At 33.5% G+C, this 25,385-nt stretch carries 23 protein-coding genes and 1 tRNA gene; 5 read left to right on the forward strand and 19 right to left on the reverse strand.

Annotation, left to right across the window (positions count from 1 at the left end; genetic code table 11):
- The first annotated feature begins 126 nt into the window (after positions 1–126).
- Both LOK78_RS01270 and LOK78_RS01275 read left to right on the forward strand, forming a co-directional pair.
- Positions 127–1,473, forward strand: a complete 1,347-nt coding sequence (locus tag LOK78_RS01270) for a hydroxymethylglutaryl-CoA reductase, degradative (RefSeq protein WP_255673735.1) — start codon at positions 127–129, stop codon at positions 1,471–1,473.
- A complete protein-coding gene (locus LOK78_RS01275) occupies positions 1,470–2,363 on the forward strand; it encodes a GYDIA family GHMP kinase (protein WP_232633230.1) in 894 nt (297 codons plus the stop codon). The genes LOK78_RS01270 and LOK78_RS01275 overlap by 4 nt, the downstream gene beginning before the upstream one ends.
- 54 nt (positions 2,364–2,417) lie before the next feature.
- Here the strand turns inward: LOK78_RS01275 and LOK78_RS01280 are convergent, their stop codons facing one another.
- From LOK78_RS01280 to LOK78_RS01310, 7 genes are all read right to left on the reverse strand, one after another.
- Positions 2,418–4,544, reverse strand: a complete 2,127-nt coding sequence (locus LOK78_RS01280) for a peptidylprolyl isomerase (RefSeq protein WP_232633231.1) — start codon at positions 4,542–4,544, stop codon at positions 2,418–2,420.
- Positions 4,545–4,645: 101 nt separating this feature from the next.
- Complete coding sequence (locus tag LOK78_RS01285) at positions 4,646–5,932, reverse strand: hemolysin family protein (protein WP_166957670.1); 1,287 nt, start codon at positions 5,930–5,932, stop codon at positions 4,646–4,648.
- Positions 5,929–6,123, reverse strand: a complete 195-nt coding sequence (locus LOK78_RS01290; RefSeq protein ID WP_053971298.1) for a hypothetical protein — start codon at positions 6,121–6,123, stop codon at positions 5,929–5,931. Before LOK78_RS01290 ends, LOK78_RS01285 begins: the two co-directional genes overlap by 4 nt.
- Positions 6,124–6,173: 50 nt before the next feature.
- Positions 6,174–6,728 carry an LPS export ABC transporter periplasmic protein LptC gene (gene lptC, locus LOK78_RS01295; protein ID WP_232633232.1) on the reverse strand — a complete coding sequence of 185 codons (555 nt, stop codon included), beginning with the start codon at positions 6,726–6,728 and terminating at the stop codon, positions 6,174–6,176.
- A complete protein-coding gene (locus tag LOK78_RS01300) occupies positions 6,728–8,101 on the reverse strand; it encodes a tetratricopeptide repeat protein (RefSeq protein ID WP_232394026.1) in 1,374 nt (457 codons plus the stop codon). The genes lptC and LOK78_RS01300 overlap by 1 nt, the downstream gene beginning before the upstream one ends.
- A gap of 18 nt (positions 8,102–8,119) precedes the next feature.
- A complete protein-coding gene (bamG, locus tag LOK78_RS01305) occupies positions 8,120–9,445 on the reverse strand; it encodes a BamG family beta-barrel-assembly machinery protein (RefSeq protein WP_232633233.1) in 1,326 nt (441 codons plus the stop codon).
- Positions 9,442–10,170, reverse strand: coding sequence for a type III pantothenate kinase (locus LOK78_RS01310; RefSeq protein WP_232633234.1), 729 nt, complete (start codon positions 10,168–10,170; stop codon positions 9,442–9,444). Before LOK78_RS01310 ends, bamG begins: the two co-directional genes overlap by 4 nt.
- A gap of 101 nt (positions 10,171–10,271) precedes the next feature.
- Between LOK78_RS01310 and LOK78_RS01315 the strand changes: the two genes are divergently transcribed.
- Positions 10,272–10,347, forward strand: a tRNA-Phe gene (locus LOK78_RS01315).
- Positions 10,348–10,468: 121 nt separating this feature from the next.
- On the opposite strand, the gene LOK78_RS01320 is transcribed toward LOK78_RS01315, so the two are convergent.
- A complete protein-coding gene (locus LOK78_RS01320) occupies positions 10,469–11,110 on the reverse strand; it encodes a DUF6266 family protein (RefSeq protein ID WP_232633235.1) in 642 nt (213 codons plus the stop codon).
- A 429-nt stretch (positions 11,111–11,539) separates the two neighbouring features.
- Between LOK78_RS01320 and LOK78_RS01325 the strand changes: the two genes are divergently transcribed.
- Positions 11,540–12,136: a hypothetical protein gene (locus LOK78_RS01325; RefSeq protein ID WP_232633236.1), complete on the forward strand. Its 597-nt coding sequence runs from the start codon at positions 11,540–11,542 to the stop codon at positions 12,134–12,136.
- Positions 12,137–12,309: 173 nt separating this feature from the next.
- Here LOK78_RS01325 and LOK78_RS01330 read toward each other — a convergent pair whose 3' ends face one another.
- Positions 12,310–13,362, reverse strand: coding sequence for an endonuclease (locus LOK78_RS01330; protein WP_232633237.1), 1,053 nt, complete (start codon positions 13,360–13,362; stop codon positions 12,310–12,312).
- A gap of 676 nt (positions 13,363–14,038) precedes the next feature.
- On the opposite strand from LOK78_RS01330, the gene LOK78_RS01335 reads away from it, so the two are divergent.
- Entirely contained in the window at positions 14,039–14,182 is a 144-nt protein-coding gene (locus tag LOK78_RS01335; RefSeq protein ID WP_232633238.1) for a hypothetical protein, read from the forward strand.
- Between the two features lie 523 nt (positions 14,183–14,705).
- On the opposite strand, the gene LOK78_RS01340 is transcribed toward LOK78_RS01335, so the two are convergent.
- From LOK78_RS01340 to LOK78_RS01385, 10 genes are all read right to left on the reverse strand, one after another.
- On the reverse strand, positions 14,706–15,269 hold the full coding sequence (locus LOK78_RS01340) for a hypothetical protein (RefSeq protein WP_232633239.1): 564 nt from the start codon (positions 15,267–15,269) through the stop codon (positions 14,706–14,708).
- Positions 15,270–15,286: 17 nt separating this feature from the next.
- Positions 15,287–16,321: a putative phage abortive infection protein gene (locus LOK78_RS01345; protein WP_232633240.1), complete on the reverse strand. Its 1,035-nt coding sequence runs from the start codon at positions 16,319–16,321 to the stop codon at positions 15,287–15,289.
- A gap of 62 nt (positions 16,322–16,383) precedes the next feature.
- Positions 16,384–16,821: a hypothetical protein gene (locus LOK78_RS01350; protein WP_232633241.1), complete on the reverse strand. Its 438-nt coding sequence runs from the start codon at positions 16,819–16,821 to the stop codon at positions 16,384–16,386.
- Between the two features lie 123 nt (positions 16,822–16,944).
- Positions 16,945–18,090, reverse strand: coding sequence for a DUF3800 domain-containing protein (locus LOK78_RS01355; protein ID WP_232633242.1), 1,146 nt, complete (start codon positions 18,088–18,090; stop codon positions 16,945–16,947).
- On the reverse strand, positions 18,090–21,053 hold the full coding sequence (locus LOK78_RS01360; protein ID WP_232633243.1) for an Eco57I restriction-modification methylase domain-containing protein: 2,964 nt from the start codon (positions 21,051–21,053) through the stop codon (positions 18,090–18,092). Before LOK78_RS01360 ends, LOK78_RS01355 begins: the two co-directional genes overlap by 1 nt.
- A 215-nt stretch (positions 21,054–21,268) precedes the next feature.
- Positions 21,269–21,958, reverse strand: coding sequence for a hypothetical protein (locus LOK78_RS01365; RefSeq protein WP_232633244.1), 690 nt, complete (start codon positions 21,956–21,958; stop codon positions 21,269–21,271).
- 59 nt (positions 21,959–22,017) lie between these two features.
- Complete coding sequence (locus LOK78_RS01370) at positions 22,018–22,305, reverse strand: helix-turn-helix domain-containing protein (protein ID WP_232633245.1); 288 nt, start codon at positions 22,303–22,305, stop codon at positions 22,018–22,020.
- A 1-nt stretch (position 22,306) separates the two neighbouring features.
- Entirely contained in the window at positions 22,307–22,594 is a 288-nt protein-coding gene (locus tag LOK78_RS01375; RefSeq protein ID WP_232633246.1) for a helix-turn-helix domain-containing protein, read from the reverse strand.
- Between the two features lie 86 nt (positions 22,595–22,680).
- Positions 22,681–23,844, reverse strand: coding sequence for a hypothetical protein (locus LOK78_RS01380; protein WP_232633247.1), 1,164 nt, complete (start codon positions 23,842–23,844; stop codon positions 22,681–22,683).
- 12 nt (positions 23,845–23,856) lie between these two features.
- The gene (locus tag LOK78_RS01385) at positions 23,857–25,164 is read right to left on the reverse strand and encodes a tyrosine-type recombinase/integrase (RefSeq protein ID WP_232633248.1); all 1,308 of its coding nucleotides are present in this window, start codon (positions 25,162–25,164) and stop codon (positions 23,857–23,859) included.
- Positions 25,165–25,385: the final 221 nt, after the last annotated feature.

The following is a 25,385-nucleotide window of genomic DNA, read 5'->3' on the forward strand; positions in this document are numbered from 1 at the left end:
GAATTTGAATAAAAAAATGGTTTTTTCAAAATGTTGTCAAGTTTACTAAAAATTATACAAAAAACCGTATTTATTAACAGTTTAATAGGCTTTTAAATGCTAAGTTAAATGCAATTTACAGGAAGAATGTATCTTTGTAATTTCAACTATCATTCCATGACAAAATCCATCTCTGGTTTTTCAAGACTATCCAAATCCAAAAAGATTGATTGGATTGTAGACACCTACTTTACCAACAATAAAAATGCTAAAAAAATAATCAAGCAGTATTGGAATACCGATGAGCAGTTGCAATCGCTTCATGATGAGTTTATAGAGAATACCATTACCAATTATTACTTGCCATTGGGAGTAGCTCCAAACTTTCTTATTAATGGAACTTTACACACCATTCCCATGGCCATAGAAGAAAGTTCGGTAGTTGCTGCAGCTAGTAAGGCAGCTAAGTTTTGGCTGGATCGTGGCGGATTTAAAGCAGACGTCATTTCAACCACCAAAATAGGTCAGGTTCACTTCAAATATTTCGGAAACAAGGAAAAACTAGTTTCCTTTTTCAATGAGTTAAAACCAGCCCTTTTTAAAGAGACCGAAAACATCACCCAAAACATGGTGAAACGTGGCGGAGGTATCAAGGACATTGAGCTTAAAGACAAAACTCACAAAATTGAAGGTTACTTTCAATTGCACGCCACTTTTGAAACGCTAGACGCTATGGGCGCCAATTTCATCAATTCCTGTCTGGAACAGTTCTCAAAAACGTTGAAGGAAAAAGCGCTAAACTATGTCGCATTTGATGAAGAAGAAAAAGATATTGATGTTATCATGAGCATCCTTTCTAACTATGTTCCTGAATGTTTGGTAAAAGCTGAAGTAAGTTGCCCAATTTCAGAATTAGCAGAAAGCACCGATATTGACCCTTATGAATTTGCAGATAAATTTGTTCAAGCAGTACAAATCGCAGAAGTAGAACCTTATCGCGCCGTAACCCATAACAAAGGTGTCATGAATGGTATTGATGCCGTTGTTTTAGCGACTGGGAATGACTTTAGAGCTATTGAAGCTTGTGTGCATGCCTATGCTTCCAGAAATGGCTCCTATTCCAGTTTAACGCATGCTTCTGTAGAAAACGATCAATTCAAGTTTTGGATTGAAATTCCTTTGGCTCTTGGAACAGTTGGCGGACTCACAAGTTTACATCCATTGGTTAAATTATCTTTGGAATTGCTCCACAAACCTACAGCCCAAGATTTAATGAAAATTGTAGCGGTTGCCGGTTTGGCTCAAAATTTTGCAGCTTTAAGGTCCTTGACAACTACTGGGATACAGAAGGGGCACATGAAGATGCACCTCAAGAATATCTTAAATCAGTTTCAAGCTACTGATGAAGAAAAAATAAAACTTTTGGAGCAATTTAAAGATCAGGTAGTAACACATAGTGCCGTAGTAGAAGCTATTGAAAAACTGAGGTCTTGAAGCAAGAATTCTATAGTAACGGGAAATTACTCCTGTCGGGAGAATATGTAGTATTGGATGGTGCTTTATCTTTAGCCTTTCCCACAAAATATGGTCAATCCCTTACCGTAAGTCCTTTAGACGAGGATTTTGTTACTTGGCGAAGTTTTGATGAAAACAATTTATGCTGGCTGGAAGTTCAACTGCCCCTTAATTTAAAAGCAGATGGAAGCTCACCCCTGGAAGAACGGTTGATTCAAATTTTAAAAGCTACAAGAACCTTGAATCCGGATTTTCTTAGTCAAGGAGCCTTGATAGAAACCAAGCTAGACTTTCCTCGTAATTGGGGTTTGGGAACATCTTCGACTTTAATCAATAACATAGCTCAATGGGCAGAAATAAACCCATTTAAGCTATTGAATTCTACATTTGGAGGTAGCGGTTATGATATTGCATGCGCGCAGACCAATTCGCCTCTATTATATCAAATAAAGGATCAACAACCCTCTTTTGAACCGGTGGCATTTAATCCTTCGTTTAAAGAGCATCTTTATTTTGTTTTTTTAAACCAAAAACAAAATAGCAGAGAGGGCATCAAAAAATACCATCAAAGAAAGGAGAATACCCAACAGACCATTTCAGAAATCAATGAAATCACACAACAAATGGTTTCATCTCAAGATTTGGAATCCTTTAGCCATCTGATGAACGCTCATGAGAATCTCATTTCTAAAGTCATTCAAATGCCTACCATAAAGACGAAATCCTTTCCAGATTTTGAAGGCTCGATTAAAAGCTTAGGTGCTTGGGGAGGTGATTTTATTCTGGTAGCAAGCCAAAAAAATCCAACAACTTACTTTAAGCAAGAGGGATTTGAAATTATCATCCCATTTAAGGACATGATTTTATAGCATAAAAAAACCTCGCACTTAGCGAGGTTTTTTGATTTTATGTTTGGACTAAAACTATTGTACAGTTTCAGCTCTGTTATCCTCAATCGTTGAAACCTCCTTTAATGCTTCATACAATTTAGAGTTTACAGTATTTACTTTAGAAGCTCCAACTCTATTAGCATAGCTTTGGTAATTCTCTAATTCTACTGCTGGAGTTTTCTTGGTTACTTCCACCATGAAAACACCCTTTTCTCCTTCAATTAAACCAGAAGTTTCACCTTCGTTCAATCCAAAAGCTGTACCAACAACCAAAGGCTCTCTACCAGCACCAGTGATAGTAGGATTACTCATACTCACTGCCATAGCTGAACGAACTGAAGTATTCTCTGCAGAAGCTACATCTTGAAGTGTAGAAGCAGAAATTCTTTCCTTGATTTGTTTTGCTTTCTTCTCTTTTCTAATTGCTGGTAATGCAGTAACAGATGCTTGCTCTACATTCATTAACCCTTCAGCATGCTTTGCAGTTAATTGCACAATGGCAAATCCGTTAGGGATACTAAATCTCTTAGATTTTCCAACTTCAGTAGTTTCTTCAAATGCCCAACGAACAATAGCTCTTTGGCTTCCTAAACCAGGAATGTTTTCATCTAAAATCTTGATACCATTAACTGGCTTAACTGCATAATCGCTTTCCTTAGCCACTTGAGTAAACTCACCTTTTTCAAGAGCTATTTCAAAATTGGAAGCGTTTCTAAAAACTTGATCAATAGTTTCTTCCGATGCTTCAATCTCTCTAGCTATAGTAGCCACTTTAATAACTCTTTGAACATTTTTATGGCCTTCTACTTCAATTAAGTGGAAACCATAAGCTGACTTAACAACTCCCATAGATCCAGTTTCATTTTCAAAAACAAAATCACGGAATTCAGGAACCATTCTGTTGTAAGGGAAGTACTCATAACGACCTCCATTAGCAACGCTTCCTTGGTCTGAAGAAAATTCAGTTACAAAAGTTTCAAACTTAGAACGATCTCCTTTTAATACTGTCAACAAACTATCTGCAGTAGCCTTAGCCTCTTCTTCTGTTTGCGTAACATCTGGTTGCGTGCTTGCTGCACCTACAAATGGAATCAAAATGTGTCTTGCTTGAGCAGAATCTGGGAGGTTCTTCTCAGCTACAATTTTAGAAAGCTTGTAATAGTTTCCATCCTTGTAAGGACCGTAAACTTCACCAACATTTAATTTAAATAAACTGTCAGCTGTACTTTCTAACATACTATTTCTAAATACGAATTGATCATTGTATTTCAAATCTGAATTTGAGTTTACAAATGCTTCAATATTGGCAGCATGTAAGAAACCTCTAATCGTATCTGTAGTTTTAGTTACCTCACTGTACTCCACTTTGTCATTCAACATAGCTTTTAAGACCCCTTTGATAGCTTCTTCATCAGCAGCGGTTGGAGTTTCTCTAAACTCTACATAACGAATATCACGAGTAGCATCTACTTCGTATTGCTTTTTATGCTTTTTTATATAATCTGAAATTTCAGAATTAGAAACCGTAATCGTACTATCTGCTATAGAAGTATAAGGAATTTGAACAAATTTCAAATCTACTTTTTCACCTTCCATTAAATGCTCCAATTTTCCTTCAGCAAGGGTTCCGCTCATTCCAGCTTTTACCATATTGAAGTAATCTTGTTGAAGAGCACTTGTTGCCATACTATTTTCATAGTCTACCCATTGTTGGTAAGCAGCAGCAGAAGTCTCTTTTAAGTTAGCTATATACTCGTTCAACTTATTTTCATCAAATAAACCAGCTTCATTTTGAAAGTTTGGATTATTAGCCAAGTTGGACTTTAAAATGTCACGCATTTGATCTTTCTCCACAGTAAATCCTAGCTCTTCAAACTGGGTTTCAAGAACTGCCTGTCTTACCTCTTGATCAAAAACGCGGTTCATAGCTTGTGTGGTAGTACCGTTTGGTCCTAGCTGTCTTTGGGCAGCTTCCACTTTTTGCATGAAATCTACACGGTTGATTTCTTTTCCATTGATTGTAGCAACAACATCCTGATTTCTATTCCATAGGGAGCTACCACTTCTAAACAAATCACCAATCACAAAAGAGAATAATGCTAATGCGATGATGATGATCAAGAAAAGTCCTTGTTTTCTAATTTTATTTAAAACTGCCATCTTCTTTTCTAAGTTGATTTAAAATTATTGTGCGCGAAAATACCATTTTATATTAAATAATAAAAGGACTAAGTGTCAATAATAAAGAAAGTTTTTTTTAACTAGTCGGTCTCTAGAATTTTGAGTTCCACCAAGTCAATCTTAGTGTTTGAAACTTCTAGGATAGTGAATAGAAAGTGATTTATTTGAACAATTTCATCCTTTTGTGGGATTTCCTCAGTATGCGCCACGATAAGCCCCCCGAGCGTTTCATAATTTTCTTCCTCAGGCAAGTTAAGCTTATAGGATTCATTTAAGTAATCGACCTCCAACCTGGCTGAAAATCGATATATATCTTCCTCTACAATTTCCTCAATTAGCTCCACTGTGTCATGCTCATCTTCGATTTCCCCAAATAATTCCTCAACAATATCTTCAACTGTCATTATTCCCGATGTTCCACCATACTCGTCTAATACTACGGCCATACTTTTACGCTTCTTGATTAAGACATTTAAGATGTCTTTGATTAACATCGTTTCTGGTACAAACTCAACAGGCATTAATATAGACTGAATAGTTTTAGGTTTTTTGAACAATTCAAAGGAATGGACATATCCCAAAATATCATCGATTGAATTTTTAAAAACCAAGATTTTGGAATACCCTGTATCTACAAAAAGTTGGGTCAAATTTTTAGGAGATTCATGCAGTTCAACAGCTGTAATTTCAGTTCTGGGAACCATGACCTCTCTAGCTTTTACTTCTGAAAACTCCAGAGCATTTTGAAAAATTTGAATTTCAGAATCTACCTCATCATGCTCCTCAACATTCTCCATTTGTTCACTAATATAATTCCCTAGTTCTACCTTAGTAAAAGCCAATTGAACCTGATCCCCTTCCGTTTTAAAAAATTTCTTTAAAATGACATCAGAGATCCAAATAACAAAGGTTGAAATGAAGGTAAACAACCAATAAAAAACATAGGCTGGAAAAGCAAAAACTTTCAACAGGGTATTGGCATAAACTTGAAAAAATACTTTTGGAAGAAACTCTGCTGTTATTAAAATAACTAAGGTAGAAATGATGGTTTGGGTCAACAAACTTAAATCCGTCAATAAATAAGTAACCACATCAGAAGCCGGCAACATACTTTGAAACCAGCGCACCAATAAATCACCCATAAAAAACCCATAGACAACCAAGGCAATATTATTACCTATCAACATGGTTGCAATAAATTTGGAAGGCTTTGCTGTTAATTTGGTTAACAGTTTAGCCAATAGACCTTCCTGTTTTTTCTCTATTTCAATGTGAATTTTATTGGCAGAAACATAAGCAATTTCCATGCCTGAGAAAAAAGCAGAAAGCAATAAAGAGATAACAATAATAATTATCTCAGAACTCATTTAGGATTGTCTTTATTATCAAATTTCTTGAAATACCTGCGTCTAAAAAAGAACATAAACAAAGCGAGCACAGCCAAAAACAAGGAAATATAATTAATAGTATTGGATTCCATATACGTTTTAATCACATCATAAATAAAAATAATAGCGAATAATAAATAGGCGTATTGGAAAAACTTGAAAAATTTCATGGTCAATAATTCTATAAAGTAAAGATAATTAAAAAAAGTAATGGAGGTGATTAATCTTCTACGGGTAAAATTCCATCAATCTCTAGCACTAAAGCCTTTTTAAACTTAGAGTCAGAATCAAAACCCTTTCCATTAATGATACTTTGTCCTTGCCTAAAGGTCACAGGTTTATTAGTAAATAACCACTCCCTCTCATCGTCATAATAGAGTTGTTCTGCAAATAATGTATCATTACTAGCGGTTGAAATAACTACATGCCCCCGAAGATCAATCAGGCCTGTACTTTGGTAAAAAATACCATAATCTGCTTTGATGTTGCTCTTTTGATTCTTTTCATCAAAAAGATCCAAATCAACGGTTTCTGGGAATTCCATGTAAGAAAACGATCTATTGGAATAATCTAGCATTTTAGGACTCTTTAAGTTGGCCGTCACCCTACCCGAGTCGGTGTATTTTAAATTGATATTCTCAGCAACCCCTATCGGTTCATTTTCAGAAACCCCAAGTTTCTTTACATCCTCCAAACTTCGGTTGCATGAAAAAAATATAGTCATGGCAAAAGCCATGACTATATTTAGAAAATTATATGTTTTTATTCTTTTCATTATAGGCTAGGAACCTTAACGCTTCCTCCAATCCAACAACCAATGTTTATAGTTGTGCCGGCATTACCTGCATCGAAAATATCAGCTTTAGAAGGTGCTTTAGCTCTATAATTAGCAGCTGTTTGACTTGCAGCCTTACCTAAAGTAGCATCCACCTTTCCTGCTTTCTCAGCTTCGGCAGCAGCCAACCAGAAAACAGCTCTTTTGTTGAAGTTTGAATCTCCACAATCGTTGGCACTAGAAGCATACATTTGAGCAATAGCCAAATAAGGTCTTCCATTAGATGGATTTAACTTAATAGCTTCTCTAAAGTAATTTCTAGCTTGACCATATTGACCTTTTTTCTTTAAGATCAAACCGATTTTATAGCTTTTGGTACCTTTCTTATAAGCATCTTTCTCAAGCTCCAAAGATTGCTTGAAGTAATTTAAAGCTTCATTAGTTTTACCATCTTTTAACAACAACCCTGCAACGAAGTATTTTGTATCTGCAGAAGGTGCTGCATTGTCATAGGCTTTTACCAATTTAATGTATAAAGGATCATCTGTACAATCTTTGTTGAACATTCTATTTACAGCTCCTTTTAACCAATCAGCATTGTTCTTATTCTCCTCAAAAGATTTTTCATATAAAGGAATCAAAGTTTCACAATTAGCTCTTTCTCCTAATTTTTGATCAACTCCAGCAGCTACTTGGTCATAAGCTTTTAAATAACTTTCATAAGATCTCTTATATCTTTCTTCCTTGCTAGTTAAAGCTGTACCAGCTTCTTCCTTTTCAACATAAGGATTCAATTTCTCTGAATAGTTCTGAACTTCCTGCTCTATTTTGGCAACCACATCATCATACTTAGTAAACAACTCTTGAGCCTCTTTCTTACCATCATCAAACAAATCTACCATCAATGAGAAATAAGTATATAGCGCCTTAGGGTTGGTGAATGTATCTGGGTCTGCCTTATAAGCTTCATCAAAACACTTGTAAAGCTCCTCTGTAGATAGACCTAAAGCCTCTTTGTAGTCATATTTTAGTTGACAAGATTTAGCTCCAAACTCTCCTTTTGGCGTTTTGCTTGCAAAATTATCTTCTCTCTCACCGTACATTTTTACAAGGTCATTAATGAATGCCACTTGCTCAGCACCAGTAGATTTCTCGATTTTGTGCTCAAGAATTTTTTCACCATTGGTATAAATACCTAAGTGATATTTAGGGTTTCTTTGTCTTAATTCCATAAAAGGTTTGTAAGCTTCATCAAACTTCTTGGCCTTAACCGCCTCGGTCATCAATGATAGAGCTTGCAAATCCTGATCTTGGGCAAACGTCCCAAAACTTACAAAAAGCACAGCTATTAATAATGTAATTCTAGTTTTCATGGTCATTTCAAATTATGCTTAATTATATTTTCTTTTTTCAAACCATCTATCATTTAGTGATAGACTTATCTGGAAATTAATAAAGTTTTCTTGTATTAAATTTCTATCAAGGGTCCCTCTTCTACCGAATTCAAATCCAACGTTGGCATTAGAAAAGAAATTCCCCATCGGTATTCCTACTCCAAAAGACATGCCAAACTCATTAATAGACGTGTCATTGATGTTTAATCCTGTATTTTCAAACCTGAATCCAGTTCTATAAACCATTCTTTTTAAGTAACTTGAAAACGAATTGTACTCTGGAATATAAAACCCTCCAACTGATAAACCTATGGCATCCTCATAGCTCAAATTACCAGCTGAATTACTTGCTTCGTATAATTCATTTTTAAACACGCTGTAGTTTTGAAAGGTTAATTCAGCTCCAGCAAACCATTTTCTTGGCTCTCCAATACCAGCTCCAAAAGAAAGTTTGGAAGGTAAACTCAATTTTGTATTAGCTAAACCAGTTGCATCTAGATCTGCTGTAATTGAATTTATAGGAGTTTCTGCTCCTGAGCCAGAACTTATGGTAATAGTCTCAAAAATGCGTTCGTTGTCTGAGTTAATATTCGTTTTTGGCTTGTATGTTAATCCAGCCTGCAATTCCAGTTTGGTGGAAATCATTTTTTGGTAAGTAACCCCCAAATTCACACCAAAACCACTTAACTGTGATTTGTTTTGTTCTCTTGTTTGATACTGGATGATGTTTTGCTCGTCATCATATAGATACCTAATGAAGGAGTTTTCCAATTTACCGAAATTATAATTGGCATCAACCCCAATACTTAAACCATCCATCACCCGATATCCAACTGAAAGAAATACTTTGTTCACACCACCTTTTCCAGAAAACCGTGTAGAAAGTGCATTAAAATCAGTTAGACTCTGTAATTTATAATTTACGGTTGTGTAGGGCATAATCCCCAATCCTACGCCAAAACGACCCATTGGCAAGGATAAAGCCATATAATCAAAAGAAGTTGAATTAATCCTGTTTTCGTTGCTATTGGTTTTTAAATTGGTAGATGTATGAGTACCTCCAATGGCAAATTTAACAGGTCTCCCTTCATTATTGTAATATCTTAGATTACTACTAGCGTAAGAAGCTGGATTTCTCAGGTTGACATGAATACTATCGTTATAAATACTCAACCCTCCCATACTTCTATTTTCCACTGTTCCTTTGAACTTCAAGCTTCCTATTCCATAGTAGGAATAAGGTGATGCATTTTCAACATCAAGTTGCGCATATCCTTTCAGCCCAAAAACGATAGCAAATACCAGTAAAAACCTTTTAATCATTCGCTTGTATTATATTCCAATATATTATTAAGTCCTTCTAAGAGGAAATTAGAGTTGGCAAATATGCCACTTTTTAATCGCTTACACAAAATTTTACTGTCTCCGCCTGTTAAAATAACTGTTAAATCTTTGTAATTGGTTTGATATTCTTTAACAAAACCATCAATTTCATTTACAATTCCCAACACAACACCCACATGCATTGAACTATTTGTTGAATCCCCAAAAAAACTTTGAGGTTCTTCCATTTCAAGTAACGGAAGGCTTGCTGTTTGATTGTGCATGGATTTGTACCTCATTTGAAGCCCTGGAGAGATGGCACCACCAAGATATTCATTGTTTTCATTAATGAAATCATAAGTAATGCAAGTACCTGCATCAATAATCAAAACATTAGAGTCTGGAAATTGGGCAACTGATGCACTTACCAATGCTATTCTATCTACCCCTAGAGTTTGGGGCGTAGCATACCTATTCTTAAAAGGAACTAAGGTTGTATGATCTAGAAAAAGACAATTTAAATGCTCGTTTAATAAATCTCTATTTTCTTCATTTAACCTCCCTACAGAAGATACCAAACAATGCTTTATGGTGTATTTAGACAATAAATCAAAAAAAAGTTGCTGAAATTCCTGAACAGGAGCAGAAACCTTACTCATTAAGCCACCCCCCTGAAAGACAGCCATTTTAATCAATGTGTTACCTACATCTACAACTAAATTCATGTCTGAATTTTAAGTCGCAAAGGTACAAAAGACAATTTTTATATTTTTATTTTTGTGAATATTAAAAATGCCCTTATATTTGCATCCGCAATTATGCGACTGGTGCCTTAGCTCAGTTGGTAGAGCAAAGGACTGAAAATCCTTGTGTCCCTGGTTCGATTCCTGGAGGCACCACCAGAAAGACCTCGTAAACTCAAAGTTTACGGGGTTTTTTGTTTTTAGGGTGCAAAATAGGGTGCAAATAAAAAACCGTTACAACTATTGCAACGGTTTTAAACATGTGTATTTTCAATAAATCCTATGACGCCGTACCTGAGCCTAAATACACACTATTTGATACTTGACTCCCATCCGCAGTGATAAAGGCCATAAAAAGCTCTACAGTATCCCCTGCATAGGTATTTGGAATCGTAATGACTTGTGAACCCACTGTTCTTTCTGCACCATCAACCATATACATCGATTCTTTCTTCACTGGATTATAGACTAAAATCATTGCCTTATCCGTGGCATTTGCATTTCCTTCAGCCGAGTTGTCATCCCATGAAAATGTTACTTGACCCGCTACAGAAAGATCGGTTGTAGGGTTCAATGCTCCAGACAATGATCCCCTACTTAATAAAGCTAAAGAATAATCTACCGTAAAGTTGGGAGCAGTACCTGTAATGGCATTATTTAAAATATAGGACATAGCAGCATTAAATTCTGTTTTCTGAACAGCATATGCCTTATAACCCTTTTGAATAAAGCCTAAATTTGGCTGTAGATACTCTAAAGTAACCGTAAACTTAGTTCTTTGGTTAACTTGTCCTTCTGTCCGTGGATTTGCCACACTTGCTGGCTTGATTCTAAGGTAATCAATACCTTTCCATGACGCTCCAACTACATTTCCTACTTTTCCTGAAATACCGCCCAGGATTCCTTGTGATATTACACCCATAAAATATATAAATTAAAATTAAACTTCATTCGGACATGGTACGGCCTTTGTATGGATTTACGGTTATTAATTATACGCAAAAAAAACTCAAAAAACCTATTTTACAGACACTTGACACACGGTTTAACTCCTTTTATAGCCAATTGTTTTCTTTTGTTACCTCCGAAACCCTTTCCTATTATTTTTTTGAAAGAAAAAAAGACAGCTACCTCAATTGTGGCACGGATGAGACTGTCAAGGTTTTTGGATAAAAATTTTTTAAGACAAATTGATAATAGAGGTTAAAAAAGGTGAAAGAAAAAAGTTTTATTCAAAACCCGGAGGGCTTGACCTTGATAGGCTTGAGGGTGGACTGTGGGAAGCCACATTACTTTGCAGTCTTTTTTTATTATTTTAGTAGCCCTATCGCAACCGACAATACACATTATAATGACCGAAAAAAGAAGCAAAGCCAGCCTTAAAAGAGAAGAAATACGAAAAAGCCCTAAAACCCTTCAATTTAAAAAAGAAATATCAGAATTTCTAGAAGACAAATCTTCTATTTTAAATTATGCGATTAAAAGAGATTTGGCCTGTATGACCAATATGCCTTTTTACAAGGATCGACCAGAAAAAATAAAAATAGAACTTACCCATAGAGAACTCCTTGTTGAATATATGAAAGCCTTTGTAAAATATGAGGACAAAGAATTTGTGATAAGGCTAATTAAGGCACTTAACAAAAATCAAGCACAAACAATAAGGAAAGTAGCACCTAAAATAGGGGCTAAATCGGAAGTCTGGGAACACACAATTCCTGCCGCCGTAATAGTGAATGCATTAATTAGTATGATTGAAAATGAAGACATTTCTGATTTGGACAAACTACTTGATGTTTACGAAGCAGCCGGACAAAGAGGCATCACAAAAGAACAGGATTCATTACTTTCAGAAATGAAAAGTACTATGCCTGGAAACTGGGACTGGCAAGATGAAGACGTCAATCCATTAATGAGACATGAAGCCGTGGGCATATTTCATGAATAACACCAATAGAATTATGAGTATTTAGAATGAAATCTGCTATAACTAATTTTAAAATATCACAACAAATACAAGTGAGCAAATCTATGAATTAAAGCATAGACAAGCTTTTGAAAAAATGGGATGGAGTGAGTTAAATAAAGCTAAATGAAAGGTTGTAATTTTATGGTAGGCAATCAAATTTTAGAAAATTTAAAATGTTTGAAACCACCAAAATATTCTACCCACAAAACATATAGCCCGCCTGATAATTTAGTAATATCCAATTTGTTATTAACCAAAGGGATTTTTATTTCTTGACCATTAATTGAATAAATGGTAGTATGTAATTTTTGGTTTGTGGGATTAGAAATGTAAAGGGTAGTACTTGCAGGATTGGGATATACTGCAATTTGTTTTTTTTCAGTCTCTTGAACACTTAAAAGAGCCCAAGTATCTTCGGCTTGTTCGCCACCCCAGATTAAGGTTGCCAAATAAGGATTGTCAATAAAAGGGTTTCTATTACCTTGCAGACCTTCTAAAACATCATTTCGTTGAATCTCGACTTCCGAAACAGGGTCTTGTTGGTTCCAATCTAAGAAAACATCTGGCATTTCTGTACTGAAAGTATTTAAACTTGAAGCTGTATTATTAGCTGAACACTGTGTAGGATATCTTAAATACATATACATTATTATTCTAGCAACATCACCCTTCCATTCATCACCAGGATACCACTCACCACTATTTGTAATATGAGAATTGCCTGTACTATCTTCAAATAAACGATTACCTTTTGAGGAATTCATATCTCCATCACAAGCCCTTAGGTTATGAACATCTGTACCGGAACCTGGTTCGGTAGTGATTAACGATGGTGTTGCCAATGATCTTGCATAAACATGCTCCCTAGTCCAAAGGCCACTACAACCACTTACATGACATGACAAATCTTTATCTCTTGTGTAATCTGTTTGGGTATCGTTATCATTATTATCGTAACCGTAAAATAAATAGACTTCATCTGTATTAGATAATACTTCATCAGTTTGCTCTACTGCATCCCAAGTATCTAACTGACTTGATGTATATGGTAAATCTGTTGTGTGAGTAGTTTCAATTAATGTAGCCAACTGGCTTTTAATTGTTTCTGGAGACTCATTGAAATCGATAGAACTGTAATAAACAGGGATTTGTGCCTGGACAAGAGAAACAAAAAAGAATAATATTAAAAAATACTTTGTTTTCATTTAATGGCTTTACCACAAATATAGCCTAAAAATTGGGGTTTAATAATTTAGAACTAATTGGCTTTAGGCAGGTAATCTAAAAGGCGCGAGCCGACTGCGAGTTTAGCAAGGGTGGCGTGGTGATAGCACGTTGCAGATATGCAAAAGTGCGTGCCACGGCTACGGTTTACCGCAAGGGTGGCGCATTTTTTGATTTTTCCTCACCCCTAGACAAAATAATATTGAAAAGATAGATTACTAAATTTAAGGCAAGTGCAAGGATTGAGGGAGGCAATGAAAGGTTTGGGAATAGTTTTTCATTATAGGTTTTGGCTTTAACGACTTTAACAAACAGCAGAATATTGGAATAGCTAGATGACTTTTAAATAAAAGAAGCATAAGCCAAACCGTGATGTAAAACTATTGGAGACGTGCTGGAATTGCCGACTGAATGAGTTGCTCTTGTATCTTTCAGCAAATGGGATAATCCGCAGTGTGCCAATATGCTCTAATTATTGTTTGAAGTGAGATATTATATATTGTTTTACCATTAAACAGAAGCAGTACTGCGGTTATCTTATTTGCCTTTGAACAGACCCAAAAAATGTGACACCCGTAAACCTACCTTAAAAAAGAGGTGCTTATCGAGAATAAAGAAAAACACATGGGTAGACGAAAGGAGTAAAATATTACGTTATTGGTAGGTTTTGCCCGCAGCGACCCGCAGGCTCGCATCATATTAAGTAGCGGTTGTACCCCAATTAAAAATGACATGCGCGATAGCGCATACCTTATTGGGGTTTGGGGTGCAAGAGTAGCTACGGGTGAGGAAGGTATGTAGTGTGTGAAACAAAACAAATATAAAGTATCAACGAGGACGTGTCGCCGCAGTGGTGCTTTGTATGGTATATGCAAGCCTTTTAGAAGCCTATATAATAATTAAAATAGATTGCTTCACCGCGTTCGCAATGACAATTATAAAGTAAGGATTTGGCTTGCAGATATGTTTTGTGGAACTAAATGAAGTGCCTGACGAACACCTTATTACCTGCCCTTCCTACACTTTCAGTTAGACTGTATGCTAATGAAATAGAAACCCTCATTTTCCTTAAATCATAAGTTTTGAAAACACTTCTATAAATGCAAAAACCCAGAACATGGCCGGGTTTTGTTTTGTGGGGATTTAAAAAGACAAGACCCTACAAATGTAAGGCCTTGGAATTTTTAACTTCGATGGGCTGTCCAAACTTAATCCTGCTATAAAGCTGTCCAGATTAACGTTCTGCCCATTTGATGTTACAAATATACGAATAATTGCTTAAAAAAAGCCTAAAATTCTAATTTTTAATAAAATAGTGAAGATATTAATCTTCATAATCATAGGAATCGACTTTAATCATACTGTTTTTGGAGTATTGAATTAAATCCGAATAAACACCTTCAAACTCTATACCAAACTGACCTTCAGAGAATTTGAAATCATCAATTACCATAGCTGTTACTATTGTAATTTCAACCGTACTAAGGTCTATGAAATGAAATTCTGCAACTATGTTAAGAAATGAACCATCTTCTGTCTCTTCTCTTAAAATAATTCTAATATTTCTTCCTCCCTGATTAGGATGATTTAAAAATGCAAATTTTTTATGTTTTAAGGAATAGTATATAAGATGTTTAATTGACTTGAGAATAATAGTCTCTATATTTTCATATTCAATTCCTTCACGTTTTTCACCATCATCAGAACCAAACATATGTCTGTCTTGATAATGCTTATCAATCCAAATTTCCATGTTCAAGCTTTCATTGAAGTCATGAACCTTTTTTGCATTAGAAGAAGAAGCATTCTGAACAAAAGCTTTTTCATCAATAACAGGTTTACTATCCGCAACTACCTCTCGTATAATCCTTTTCCTTTTTTTATTCATTTTAAGAAGTAATTTGATTAAAGAGTATTTTGAAGTTTTGAAAGATGATTTGAAATATCGACAGGTTTTTTAAAAGCGGATTCTATATATAAATCCTTATAGAAATTAAATACCATATTATTTTTATCCATATTCTTAAAAATGGTGTACTTCTCAATTAAAGGTTTAAATTTCTCATTGCCATTGGAATGAATACAATTAAAAAACAACCAGACTAATTCATAATCGGATAATTGAGCTCTAATAATTGAAGTATAAGAATATTGTATTTTAAAGTTTGTAACCTCGTCTTTATCAAATTGCATTTCATCAATTATTTTAATCATACGATAAAGATTTCTAAAATAATGCCCGTAATCGGTATTATAAGCTATATAAATCTTGTGATAAATGCTATTGAAATCACTTTTAACCACATGGCCATTGAGGTTTATAGTGGATTCCTTAAACTTTTTAATTGATTTGTAACGCAAAAGATAAGCTTCAAATTCATGATGGTAAATGTTGTTTTTATCATCCTTTTGATATAACCTCTGATTAAGATAAATATCATCTTCTAAAAACTTTCTCAAAACCAAAGCGGATTGTTTAAAGACATCTCTACCTTTCAATATATCAGGCTTGTTGATATCATTATAAAGCAAGGATCTAACTTTATTCATGTGAAAAAAACCAAACAACCAAGATTTATAGCTTGCATATATAAGATTAGCAGGGGCATCTATATTTTCAACTATATGATGATGGTTATTCAATAAATTAAAAAATGTAGACTCAAAATTTTGCCTATAATCAATAATCTTTTGCTCTTTAAATTGCTCATTAATAAGCTGATTAGCATCAATTTGTGCTTTCAACGCTAAGAACACCAATATAGAACCAAAAAAGCTTAGGAATGGAGCGGTAATCCCTCCAATAGTATCCCCAATTTGCCCAGTATCCATGAAACTAACCCCAGATGAGAATTGGGAAAAGGCAATGGGCAACAACATTAAAAGTACACCTACAATACCAAATACAACCACTTCCCTTTTACTTAAATTTACTTTCATGCATTTTTATACTTTAGTGAATTATTTAACTAGCTCTAATTATTCTAGGGATATTAAGAACTTTATTGATCCAAAACGTCGGATTGCTTTCTTCGTAATAAATAATGATAGACATTTTGATTACCAACGGTTATGGCATAAGCCTGTAAAAACTCATAGCCATGTTTATCCATAAAGTTTAGAGCGTCTATCATTGAATAAAACTCTATTTTCTTACCATTACCATCAGTTAACTGAGTATCATTATGCTGGCTAAAGTAAGTTCTATCTTGACCGAAATCGATTTGAATAGTGACTTTGGCACTTAAAAATTTAGAAGTACCTACAATTCTTGCATATTCAACATCTAATTCTGAAATAGGGTGATCATTAATATATATTTCACCGGATGCTACTATAGCTGACTCCTTTCTTTCATCTAGTATTTTTTGACGCTCTTCCTTAGATTGTGAAAAACCAATAACAGGTAAAAGACACATAATAACCATCCATTTTCTCATATGATTCGTTTAGTTTAAATTAATATGCTGACAACAAATATTTTTTAATATCATCCATTGTTATTTTATTGCAAAAGATGGAAGCTAAAAGCAGGAACCTCCTTTCCATTTATTAATTTCAAATTACAACTGATTGACCTTTAAACTTTCGACTAAACCTTGAAGTTCTTTCATGTCTGCTAGAGGGATGAAATCACCTACCGTTTTATTGACAAAAACCGCATTAGCTATTTCTATTTTCTTCAACATTGGTAAAATATAATTGAGATAATGTGTAAAATATATATGAACATCAGATTTATTAACAGCTAGCTTATAACCGCTTTTACTTGATGATGATACTATAATTACACCTTTAAACCTTAACTCCTTGACAATTATCCTTAAATTTTCGATTGAAAGCGTCTTACCACTGTTGTACTTCAAGGCGTTTATAATCTCATAAGTTTCAGCATATTTAAATGGAAGAACTTTTTGATGCCATAGTAAATAATCAAGTATCGCTTTGGAGACCTCATCAACCGCAGCATCGTATATTTTAATCGCATCATTTCGGACAATTACATAGACCTCTGAATCAATTTCCTTCTCTGGATTAACAACAAAGGTCTTGTTGTCTAATTTATCAGGAAAAAATGTAATATTAGGTGTAATAGGCTTTAAAGCATTAAATATCTCTTCACTATTATTAGAAATAAAAGAAGCATTGAAGACTCTACCATAAGAACCTGCTATTAAATCGGCTAATTGGATTAGTGGCTCATCCTTATCATCAGATATATGATATTGTTCAAAAAAATTGTTTTGATAATTCTGCTTGATATAATTTTTAAGTTCACTACTATATTTTTCACTAATTAAATTATCCATAAAAATTTCAAACTCTGAAAAGTTGTTATTGATTTGTGAAACAAAAATCCCTCTGAAATATTTATAGAAAACTTCCTTAAACCTTAAACCTCCAGTATCCTTTGATAACTTTTCTTTATCTACAACAAGCAGATAAATAATGAAGTTTAGATTTTGTGTTAAATACTCTAAAATTTCAATTCTCTTTTTCTCGTTCTTTAAAATCTTTGAATTTGATTTTATTGGATTGCCTTTAAAAAAAACCTTACTTATTTCTTCCTGTATCGTTCTTGCATTGTCTAAATTTGATTCTTTAACTACAATTGCCGCATAAACAAAATGTGTAATATTCTTTACGTCATTTTGATGTAAAGTTGAAGTACCAAATTCATCTCCAAAAATGTAAACCTTCTCACTCATTAACTATTCTCTACTATCTCAATTTCCTCTTGGGTTAAACCATACAACTCATAAACCATTTGGTCTATTTCTTTATCTGTTTTGTCAATTTGTTGTTTTAGCTCTTGAGCTTTTTGTTTTTGCTCATTGAAGTACTGCATCCACTCTGCCTCTTCTGACAATGATAGCTTAGTATATTCTATACCGTTTTCTTTGGCTGAATTTTTACGGGATTTTTCTAATTCTTTAATGAACTCATCAAATTCTAATAAATCCCAAGAGAAAATCTTTTTTGATAAACCCTTTATTTTGAATTTGGATTTTAGCAATGACAAAAATACTTCTGATTGATTCTGAAGATTTATAGATTGCTCTGAAATCAAGGATACCGATGTCTTTATTTTTAGAATAAAATCATCATTAGCCTTTTTAAAAGGAAGCTTCCTAATATCACCTATTAACACTTTGGGGAATGTCGTTCTTTTTCCTTTCGGTGTAGTTTTTATGTTAAACCAAGAAATTAGTTTTGAATTAATTACAGCTAATAAATACTCTGTGGGTAATTTAGAAATATTAATACAAGAAATAATGCCAGGGTCATGGTACAATTGTTCAGAATAAATTGTTGCAGATATTCTTGGGGGATTCCCTCCTGTAATTTCTTGAATTAAAATACGAGAACCATTAAAATATTTTGGCTTTCTTGACCTATGCAACCAATCTCCATATTTTAAATATTGTTTTTCTGATTTATCAATACAATATCTTGAAATAGCTCTTCCTTGAACCCATTCGCCCCATTCAGATCCAAGACATGAATCATTATGGTAAATCCGTTCTTTTATTTCTTCTTTGGTTAAATGCTCGGCTGAATAAGGTACAATTCCTTGTGAAACATCTAATACTTCTAAACCAAAAAGCACATCCAATTTAATCTTTTCAATTATATTAATATCCATAGTTGATTGCCAAACCTGAAATTGTTTGTCGTCTGACTTTTTCCAAATATTAATATCTGATTCTTGAGTAATATTGTTGCTTAATATTAACCCTTTAGTTTTATCTTCTGAGTGAATTATTTTGCATGTATCTACAACATTACCTTTATCTAAAATAAATGCAATTGCATTTACACTCGCATCTTCAAAAACGGAATATGAGAAAGTAACAATGTTTAGAACTCCAAAACTTTTCAAAACAAACTCTCTTAACCTTTGTGCTTGAGGAATATTAATCCAAGTATCAGGTGTAATATATCCAGCAACGCCATTTTCATTTGATAAAAAATCAAGCAGTTCTATAAAGAAGAAGTATACCTCAAAATTACCCTGAAATGTATTAAACTTTTGAGAAAGAAAATTTTTATCTACTTGATTTAAATATGCCCCATAAGGAGGGTTACCTATAATCACATCAAAACCTCCTCTTTCAAATACTTTTGGAAATTCCTTTTGCCAATCAAAAGCTTTATCTCCTGCTACTTCAGGGTCGTCAATTAATGAGTTACCACATTTAATATTATTGTTTAATGAGGTGAGTTTTCGGCCTCTTTGTGCTGTACGTAACCATAAGGATAGTTTTGCAATCTCTACACTTTCCTCGTTAATATCTACTCCAAAGATGTTCTTCTCTAATATGTGGTTTTCTACACCTGGAAATTCAAAAGCATAGCCTAACAATTGTGACTCTAAAGAATCAATATAATGATGCTCATCCATCAAAAATTCCAAAGCTTGATTTAAAAAAGCACCACTACCACAAGCGGGGTCACAAATGGTTATGTTTAAAAGCCAATCACGATATTGTTTTAGACTTTCATCTAATTTTTTTATTGTCTCTTTTTTTCTATTACGCCTACCCTTAGCATATTCTTCGTCTATGACTCCAAACTCTGTTTTTCTTTCTTCACATAGTTTGCCAACTGTGTTTTCAACTATGTACTTTGTAATATATTTAGGTGTATAGAATACCCCGTCTTTTTTCCTTTTCGTTTTGCTTTTATCAATGTCATGCCCTTCAAGTTGAGCCGTTACATTCTCAATGTCATTTAGGGAGTTTTCAAAGATATGACCTAGAATATTGACATCAACGTCAGATTGAAAGTCGTAAGCTGTTAATTTAAGAATGTGCTTTTTTAGTAAGTCATCATCTATTATAAAAGCATCTAAAACATTGTCCTCTAAAAATAGCCCTCCATTGTAGGCAAAAATATCGTCTTGGGAAGTTTTACCCTTGCGGCCTAAATTAATATAATCGAAATACTGCTTAAATATATCATAAAGTGGCTTTTGGGCATCCAATTCAATTAATTGGTCATAGCGCTCTACCATTCTTGAAATGGAATTAGGCGGCAGTAAACCACTATCTTCTGCAAAAAAGATAAACAAGAACCTATCTAAGAGCTTTTGGGATTTTTTAAACAATAAAAGCTTGTCTTGATCTGGCGCATTCTTACATACGTTGCGCCATAGTTCATGCTTAAATGCTGAGTAATCTTTATATAATTGCTTGGTGATGTTTTCTTCTACAACAACACTTTCCTCTTTAGCTTTTAATGGTATATTGTTTAATAGGCATTCTGAATGCAAGCAGAGCCACATCAACTTAAAGTCTTCTGGGGAAAGATTGAATAGATTGAACTCTATGTGTTCTACGGCATTATGGATATAAAACCTTAGTTTTTCAAAGTTCGAGGTTACTACATAAATACAATCTGTATGATTGTTTTTATAGCCAAATGCTTGGTTAGTGATTTTGTCTAAGTCGGTAGTATCTGCTCCTTTTAATTCTATAACAGCAATAGGAGAATCATTTTTTAATATAGCACCATCTGCTTTTTTGCCATTGGTTTCATTCTTCTTTTCCCTGATTAGGGTGTAACCTTCTTTTGGTCTTTTAATGTACCCCAAGACATTGACAAATAAGTCATCTAGGAAACCATCTTGATATTCCTCTTCTTTCATATTTCTTATTTCCTGTTGCATCTTTGGATTTAGAAAATGAAGTGAGTAACTAGAGTAGGCTTCTTCAAGAACCTTATTATCTAATGTCCTCAGGTATTTGTTTAATACTGAATTTTGAAATAGTGGCATGTATTACCTATAATCTTTTGATTGGTACTTTATTTAAAATAGGGAGAGTTTAAATGTAAGTATTTTTTTATTATTTATTTAAGCATTTCCCTTATATATCCCTTAATTTATGTTTTCAAAGATTTCCGCTTTGTAAAATAAAAAAGAGGGCAAATGGTATCAATTAGCTGCAAATAATGATTGCCATCCTTAAAAACAATATTTTGCCTTTCCTCCCTGTATTTACAATACAATACCATTGCATTTTTATTTACTTTCAACTTTGAATAATTTTTTTGAACTTGTAGTAACCCTGCCTTTAAGGCACTATTTTTTAATCTTGAAGCAGTTGCCGGAGAGAAATTAAAAATGGCACTTACCCCTAAAACAGAAACAGGAGCCAGTTTATCTTTGTAGTTAAACTTAGGAGTTGGAAAATGATAGGTGCTTCCCTTAATTTGCACGCTTTTCTTACTCTTAACTTTTCTCCAAAAATCTTTATGGAGATACCCATAGATAACCGCTCCCGCTACTGCCTTTATATTTAGTATTCCTGAAAAATTTAATGGTATTGCCAATCTATTTTCCCAATCTTCTTTATCCCTAATCTTATCAAACGAATTGAGTATGTAATATTTTGTTTTTGCATTATACCTGACATACCCTTTTTCCACCAACCTTTCTAAATTCCTTTTAGTTGTTTTAATAGATTTGACCATTAATAAATAACTAACAAACCACATGGTTCCGTTGTCTAGTTTTATCTTACCTCCTACACTTATTAGCTTTAGAACACAAAACAATTTCAGCTCATTCAAGTAGCCGTTTTCAACTGCACTTATTATTAATTGAATGGGAACATTTACATGATCAATTTCTAATCTTTTTTTTTAGCAGGTTGGTAATTGCTATCGATAAGATTTTGAATATCCTCTAGCTTATAATAAAATTTATTATTGATCTTGGAATATGCCAAAATACCTTCATCACGCCAATTAGCTGCTGTACCTGAACTTATTTTGAACAATTGCAACACATCTGCATTATCCAAAATGATGTTATCCTGCGAGAGTTTTGTTTTTAACTCCACTTGTTTGATAAGATATTCTAACCTTTGAGTAATCTTATTAATACTATCCTGGAAAGGGTGTTTAATAACTGCCATCTTATTTGTTTATTTTGATTAATGCTTCATCTATTTCTGAACGTTTATACCTAATAAGGTTTCCTAACCTATAAGGATTTAAAACTCCTTTAGAATTCCAGTCTGATAAAGTCACTAAAGAAACTTTTAAGATAGCCGCCACCTCTTTTCTTGTCAGGTACTCGGGAGGACGAACGGGTTGGAAGTTTTGAGATAGCTCATTGAGCTCCTTTCTAACATCTTGAATGATGTCTTGTTTTAATTCGGCAGGAGTGATACCGAAAACCTGTGTAACATTTTTTTCTAACATATCTATACTTTTTTAAAGATTCGATATGCTAATAAATAACAAAGTTTATTCGAGAAAATTCGGATTTATTCGGGTTTGTTCGGCGCTTATCTGTTTAGATAAATCTGGATTAATTCTTCTACCCTTTCCTCATGATTTAAGCTAGCAGATAACTTGTCTTTAGCCCTTATTACATCATTAAACTGTTTGTTTAAAAATGAAATAAATGTTGAAATTTGAAGATGATATTTAAATATTTTCTCCTTACAAGATTTGTTGGAAAAAATAGCGTTGCACTTAGCTTGAAACCCTCTTGTTACTTTATTACCCATAATTGCATTCATTTCTTCAAGAGTATCGAAAAACCAATCTTGAGCTTCTTGCGACAGGAACACGTCTGAATAGAATTTTTCAGTTACGTTATCATTGTTTGGAGTTGCCTGCAATTTTAAATGCATCTCCAATAACTTACCCTCATCTAATATGGATTTATATATTTCGTCATTAGCAATTTTCTCTGATTCAATTTTTAGTACATCATGTAAATAAGTATCATAAAAATAAGCCTCGTTTATTCTATCTATAAGGTTAGATATTAATTTAACGGTCTGCAAATGATTATAGGGGCTATGATTTAATGAAACATATTTAATTAGCTTATGAAATGATTTATAAGATTCCTCTATTTGTCCTTTCACAAGATTAAATTTATTATCACTTAAGACCAAGATTTCCTCTGGCGTATATAATTTGAAACACTTTTCTGCTAGATCAAGTAGATTACCAACACTGTAAATAATAATTTGAGAGTAGGCTTTCGCATTCCCTTTTATATCCAGATCAAAATCAAAGAAATCACTTAACTCTTTGATAAATTGTTTTTTATAATCATCTAACTTCTTAAAACCATCACTAAAATGAATGGGCATATAAATAGCATCTAAATCCGATTTCCTGCGTTTAATCTCCTCTAAATATTCCATTTTATGGGCAGCATTATATAATACAACGCTACCTCTTTTGGTTTCACGGAAGAAAAATGACGGCATACCAGCCAAGGAATAAATATTAAGGCTTACATCTAAAACCTCGTATTTTGTTTTTGCTTTCTTATCATCCGTTTTTAAAAAGCCATATAAATCTTCGTAAAGATTGGGGTTCTTATCTAAGTATGGAGTTAAGTAAGGATTATTGCTTTGCACCTTTTTAAAATCGGCTAAGGAAATACTCTTATCAAAATTAAAGGATGTTGTTATAAATGGTGTACGCATACAAGTTCAAAATCAAATATTAAAAAAGCCACTTTTAGCTATATGTACCGCTCTTTCTTCATTTTTGATTCTAATATACTTATAAAACTCCTTTTCTGTAGTATGACCACTAAAAAGCATGATATCATAAACACTCATACCCGCTTTGTATTTATTGGTACAAAAACTTCTTCGGGCGGTATGACTTTTAATGAGGTCATATTTAGGAATCATTTCGGTTTGATACTCCCCTCCTTTTGTGAATTCACACTTCACAAGCTCATCCCATTCTAACATTTGACCTACTTGCTTGATGTTCTCGTTTAAATCTTGTTCATGAATTTTTTTTGGTGGATTTCCACTATACCTTAAATCCATAATAGACTTCATTTCTTTGGTAATTGGGCAATCAACTACCCTACTGTGTTTACGGTTCTTTTTTTGTCTTATTTTAAAGCATTTTAAACCTCCAATTACTACAATATCATCCTTCTTTAATCCATTATAATCACTTATCCGCTGACCGGTATAACAGCCCATTAAAAATACATCTCTGGCGTGTTCTAATTCAGGATACTTAGATAAGTCATATTCATACATTTGTTTAATTTCATCATCGGTCAAATATATCTCTGTTGTTATTTCCTTTTTGACTTTGAAATCATCGCTTTTAAACCTGAGATTAGTACTATACCCCTCTATCAAAGCATAATTCATAAAGGTTTTAAGGGTTTTAATGTGTTTTCCAATGGTATTTAAAGAATACCCGCTAGCTTCCATGAACCTATTAAATTTGTTGTAGAAAGACATATCAATAAAATCAAACATCAAAGTTTCATTATAATGCTTTTGATACTCTTCTAGCCTTTTTTTGGTTTGCTCATAGGACCTAATGGTTATTTTAGAAATTTCACCTTTCTTGATTTCTATAAATTCATCAATAACCTCAAAAAACGACATCCCTTTCTTGTTTTTCACTTTATGAGGAATGACCTTATTTGTTTTTACGTCTAAAGCATACTTTAAAAGGTGCTTAGGAACGACTTCATGCTCTTTAGACAATTCGTTATACTGCTTATAAATAAACTTCTCTAAATCGCTTAAATGGCCATTTACTTCATCCTTATTTGAAATACCTACTTTGTTTTTAATTCGTTGTCTAGTAAAATCCCAATCTTCAAAACAACTTTTATAACCGCTAGAATATTTAAACTTATTTTTACCATAAGTGAAGTGAAGATAAATAAGACTTTGTTTCTTCTTATTTTTTTGTAAACTTGCATTCGAGTCTTTAAATGCAAATCTAACTTTACCCTTAGACCTTTCAATTGTACTATTCATAAGACTTTATTTACCTTAAAGATAAACAAAAGGGTGCAAAATAGGGTGCAATTAAGGGTTTACTTATCAACATCAAAACCACTTATTTTTCAACATAAGAATACGAAAAACCTATATTTTATAGCACACAAGAAAGGTTTTAATAAAATCTAATAAGATTCAAAAAGGAAAAGAATAGTACTGGAGGCACCACATTAAAAACCCGAACAATTGTTCGGGTT

The organism is Mangrovimonas futianensis, assembly GCF_021245805.1.
In the GTDB taxonomy this organism is placed as follows: Bacteria; Bacteroidota; Bacteroidia; order Flavobacteriales; family Flavobacteriaceae; genus Mangrovimonas; species Mangrovimonas futianensis.

Excerpts from the sequence above, each read along its gene's own strand:
- LOK78_RS01270 (WP_255673735.1), top strand. The coding sequence starts at position 127 with ATGTATCTTTGTAATTTCAACTATCATTCCATGACAAAATCCATCTCT.
- LOK78_RS01280 (WP_232633231.1), bottom strand. The coding sequence starts at position 4,544 with ATGGCAGTTTTAAATAAAATTAGAAAACAAGGACTTTTCTTGATCATC.
- LOK78_RS01285 (WP_166957670.1), bottom strand. The coding sequence starts at position 5,932 with ATGAGTTCTGAGATAATTATTATTGTTATCTCTTTATTGCTTTCTGCT.
- LOK78_RS01290 (WP_053971298.1), bottom strand. The coding sequence starts at position 6,123 with ATGAAATTTTTCAAGTTTTTCCAATACGCCTATTTATTATTCGCTATT.
- lptC (WP_232633232.1), bottom strand. The coding sequence starts at position 6,728 with ATGAAAAGAATAAAAACATATAATTTTCTAAATATAGTCATGGCTTTT.
- LOK78_RS01300 (WP_232394026.1), bottom strand. The coding sequence starts at position 8,101 with ATGAAAACTAGAATTACATTATTAATAGCTGTGCTTTTTGTAAGTTTT.
- bamG (WP_232633233.1), bottom strand. The coding sequence starts at position 9,445 with ATGATTAAAAGGTTTTTACTGGTATTTGCTATCGTTTTTGGGCTGAAA.
- LOK78_RS01310 (WP_232633234.1), bottom strand. The coding sequence starts at position 10,170 with ATGAATTTAGTTGTAGATGTAGGTAACACATTGATTAAAATGGCTGTC.
- LOK78_RS01320 (WP_232633235.1), bottom strand. The coding sequence starts at position 11,110 with ATGGGTGTAATATCACAAGGAATCCTGGGCGGTATTTCAGGAAAAGTA.
- LOK78_RS01325 (WP_232633236.1), top strand. The coding sequence starts at position 11,540 with ATGACCGAAAAAAGAAGCAAAGCCAGCCTTAAAAGAGAAGAAATACGA.
- LOK78_RS01330 (WP_232633237.1), bottom strand. The coding sequence starts at position 13,362 with ATGAAAACAAAGTATTTTTTAATATTATTCTTTTTTGTTTCTCTTGTC.
- LOK78_RS01340 (WP_232633239.1), bottom strand. The coding sequence starts at position 15,269 with ATGAATAAAAAAAGGAAAAGGATTATACGAGAGGTAGTTGCGGATAGT.
- LOK78_RS01345 (WP_232633240.1), bottom strand. The coding sequence starts at position 16,321 with ATGAAAGTAAATTTAAGTAAAAGGGAAGTGGTTGTATTTGGTATTGTA.
- LOK78_RS01350 (WP_232633241.1), bottom strand. The coding sequence starts at position 16,821 with ATGAGAAAATGGATGGTTATTATGTGTCTTTTACCTGTTATTGGTTTT.
- LOK78_RS01355 (WP_232633242.1), bottom strand. The coding sequence starts at position 18,090 with ATGAGTGAGAAGGTTTACATTTTTGGAGATGAATTTGGTACTTCAACT.
- LOK78_RS01360 (WP_232633243.1), bottom strand. The coding sequence starts at position 21,053 with ATGCAACAGGAAATAAGAAATATGAAAGAAGAGGAATATCAAGATGGT.
- LOK78_RS01370 (WP_232633245.1), bottom strand. The coding sequence starts at position 22,305 with ATGGCAGTTATTAAACACCCTTTCCAGGATAGTATTAATAAGATTACT.
- LOK78_RS01375 (WP_232633246.1), bottom strand. The coding sequence starts at position 22,594 with ATGTTAGAAAAAAATGTTACACAGGTTTTCGGTATCACTCCTGCCGAA.
- LOK78_RS01380 (WP_232633247.1), bottom strand. The coding sequence starts at position 23,844 with ATGCGTACACCATTTATAACAACATCCTTTAATTTTGATAAGAGTATT.
- LOK78_RS01385 (WP_232633248.1), bottom strand. The coding sequence starts at position 25,164 with ATGAATAGTACAATTGAAAGGTCTAAGGGTAAAGTTAGATTTGCATTT.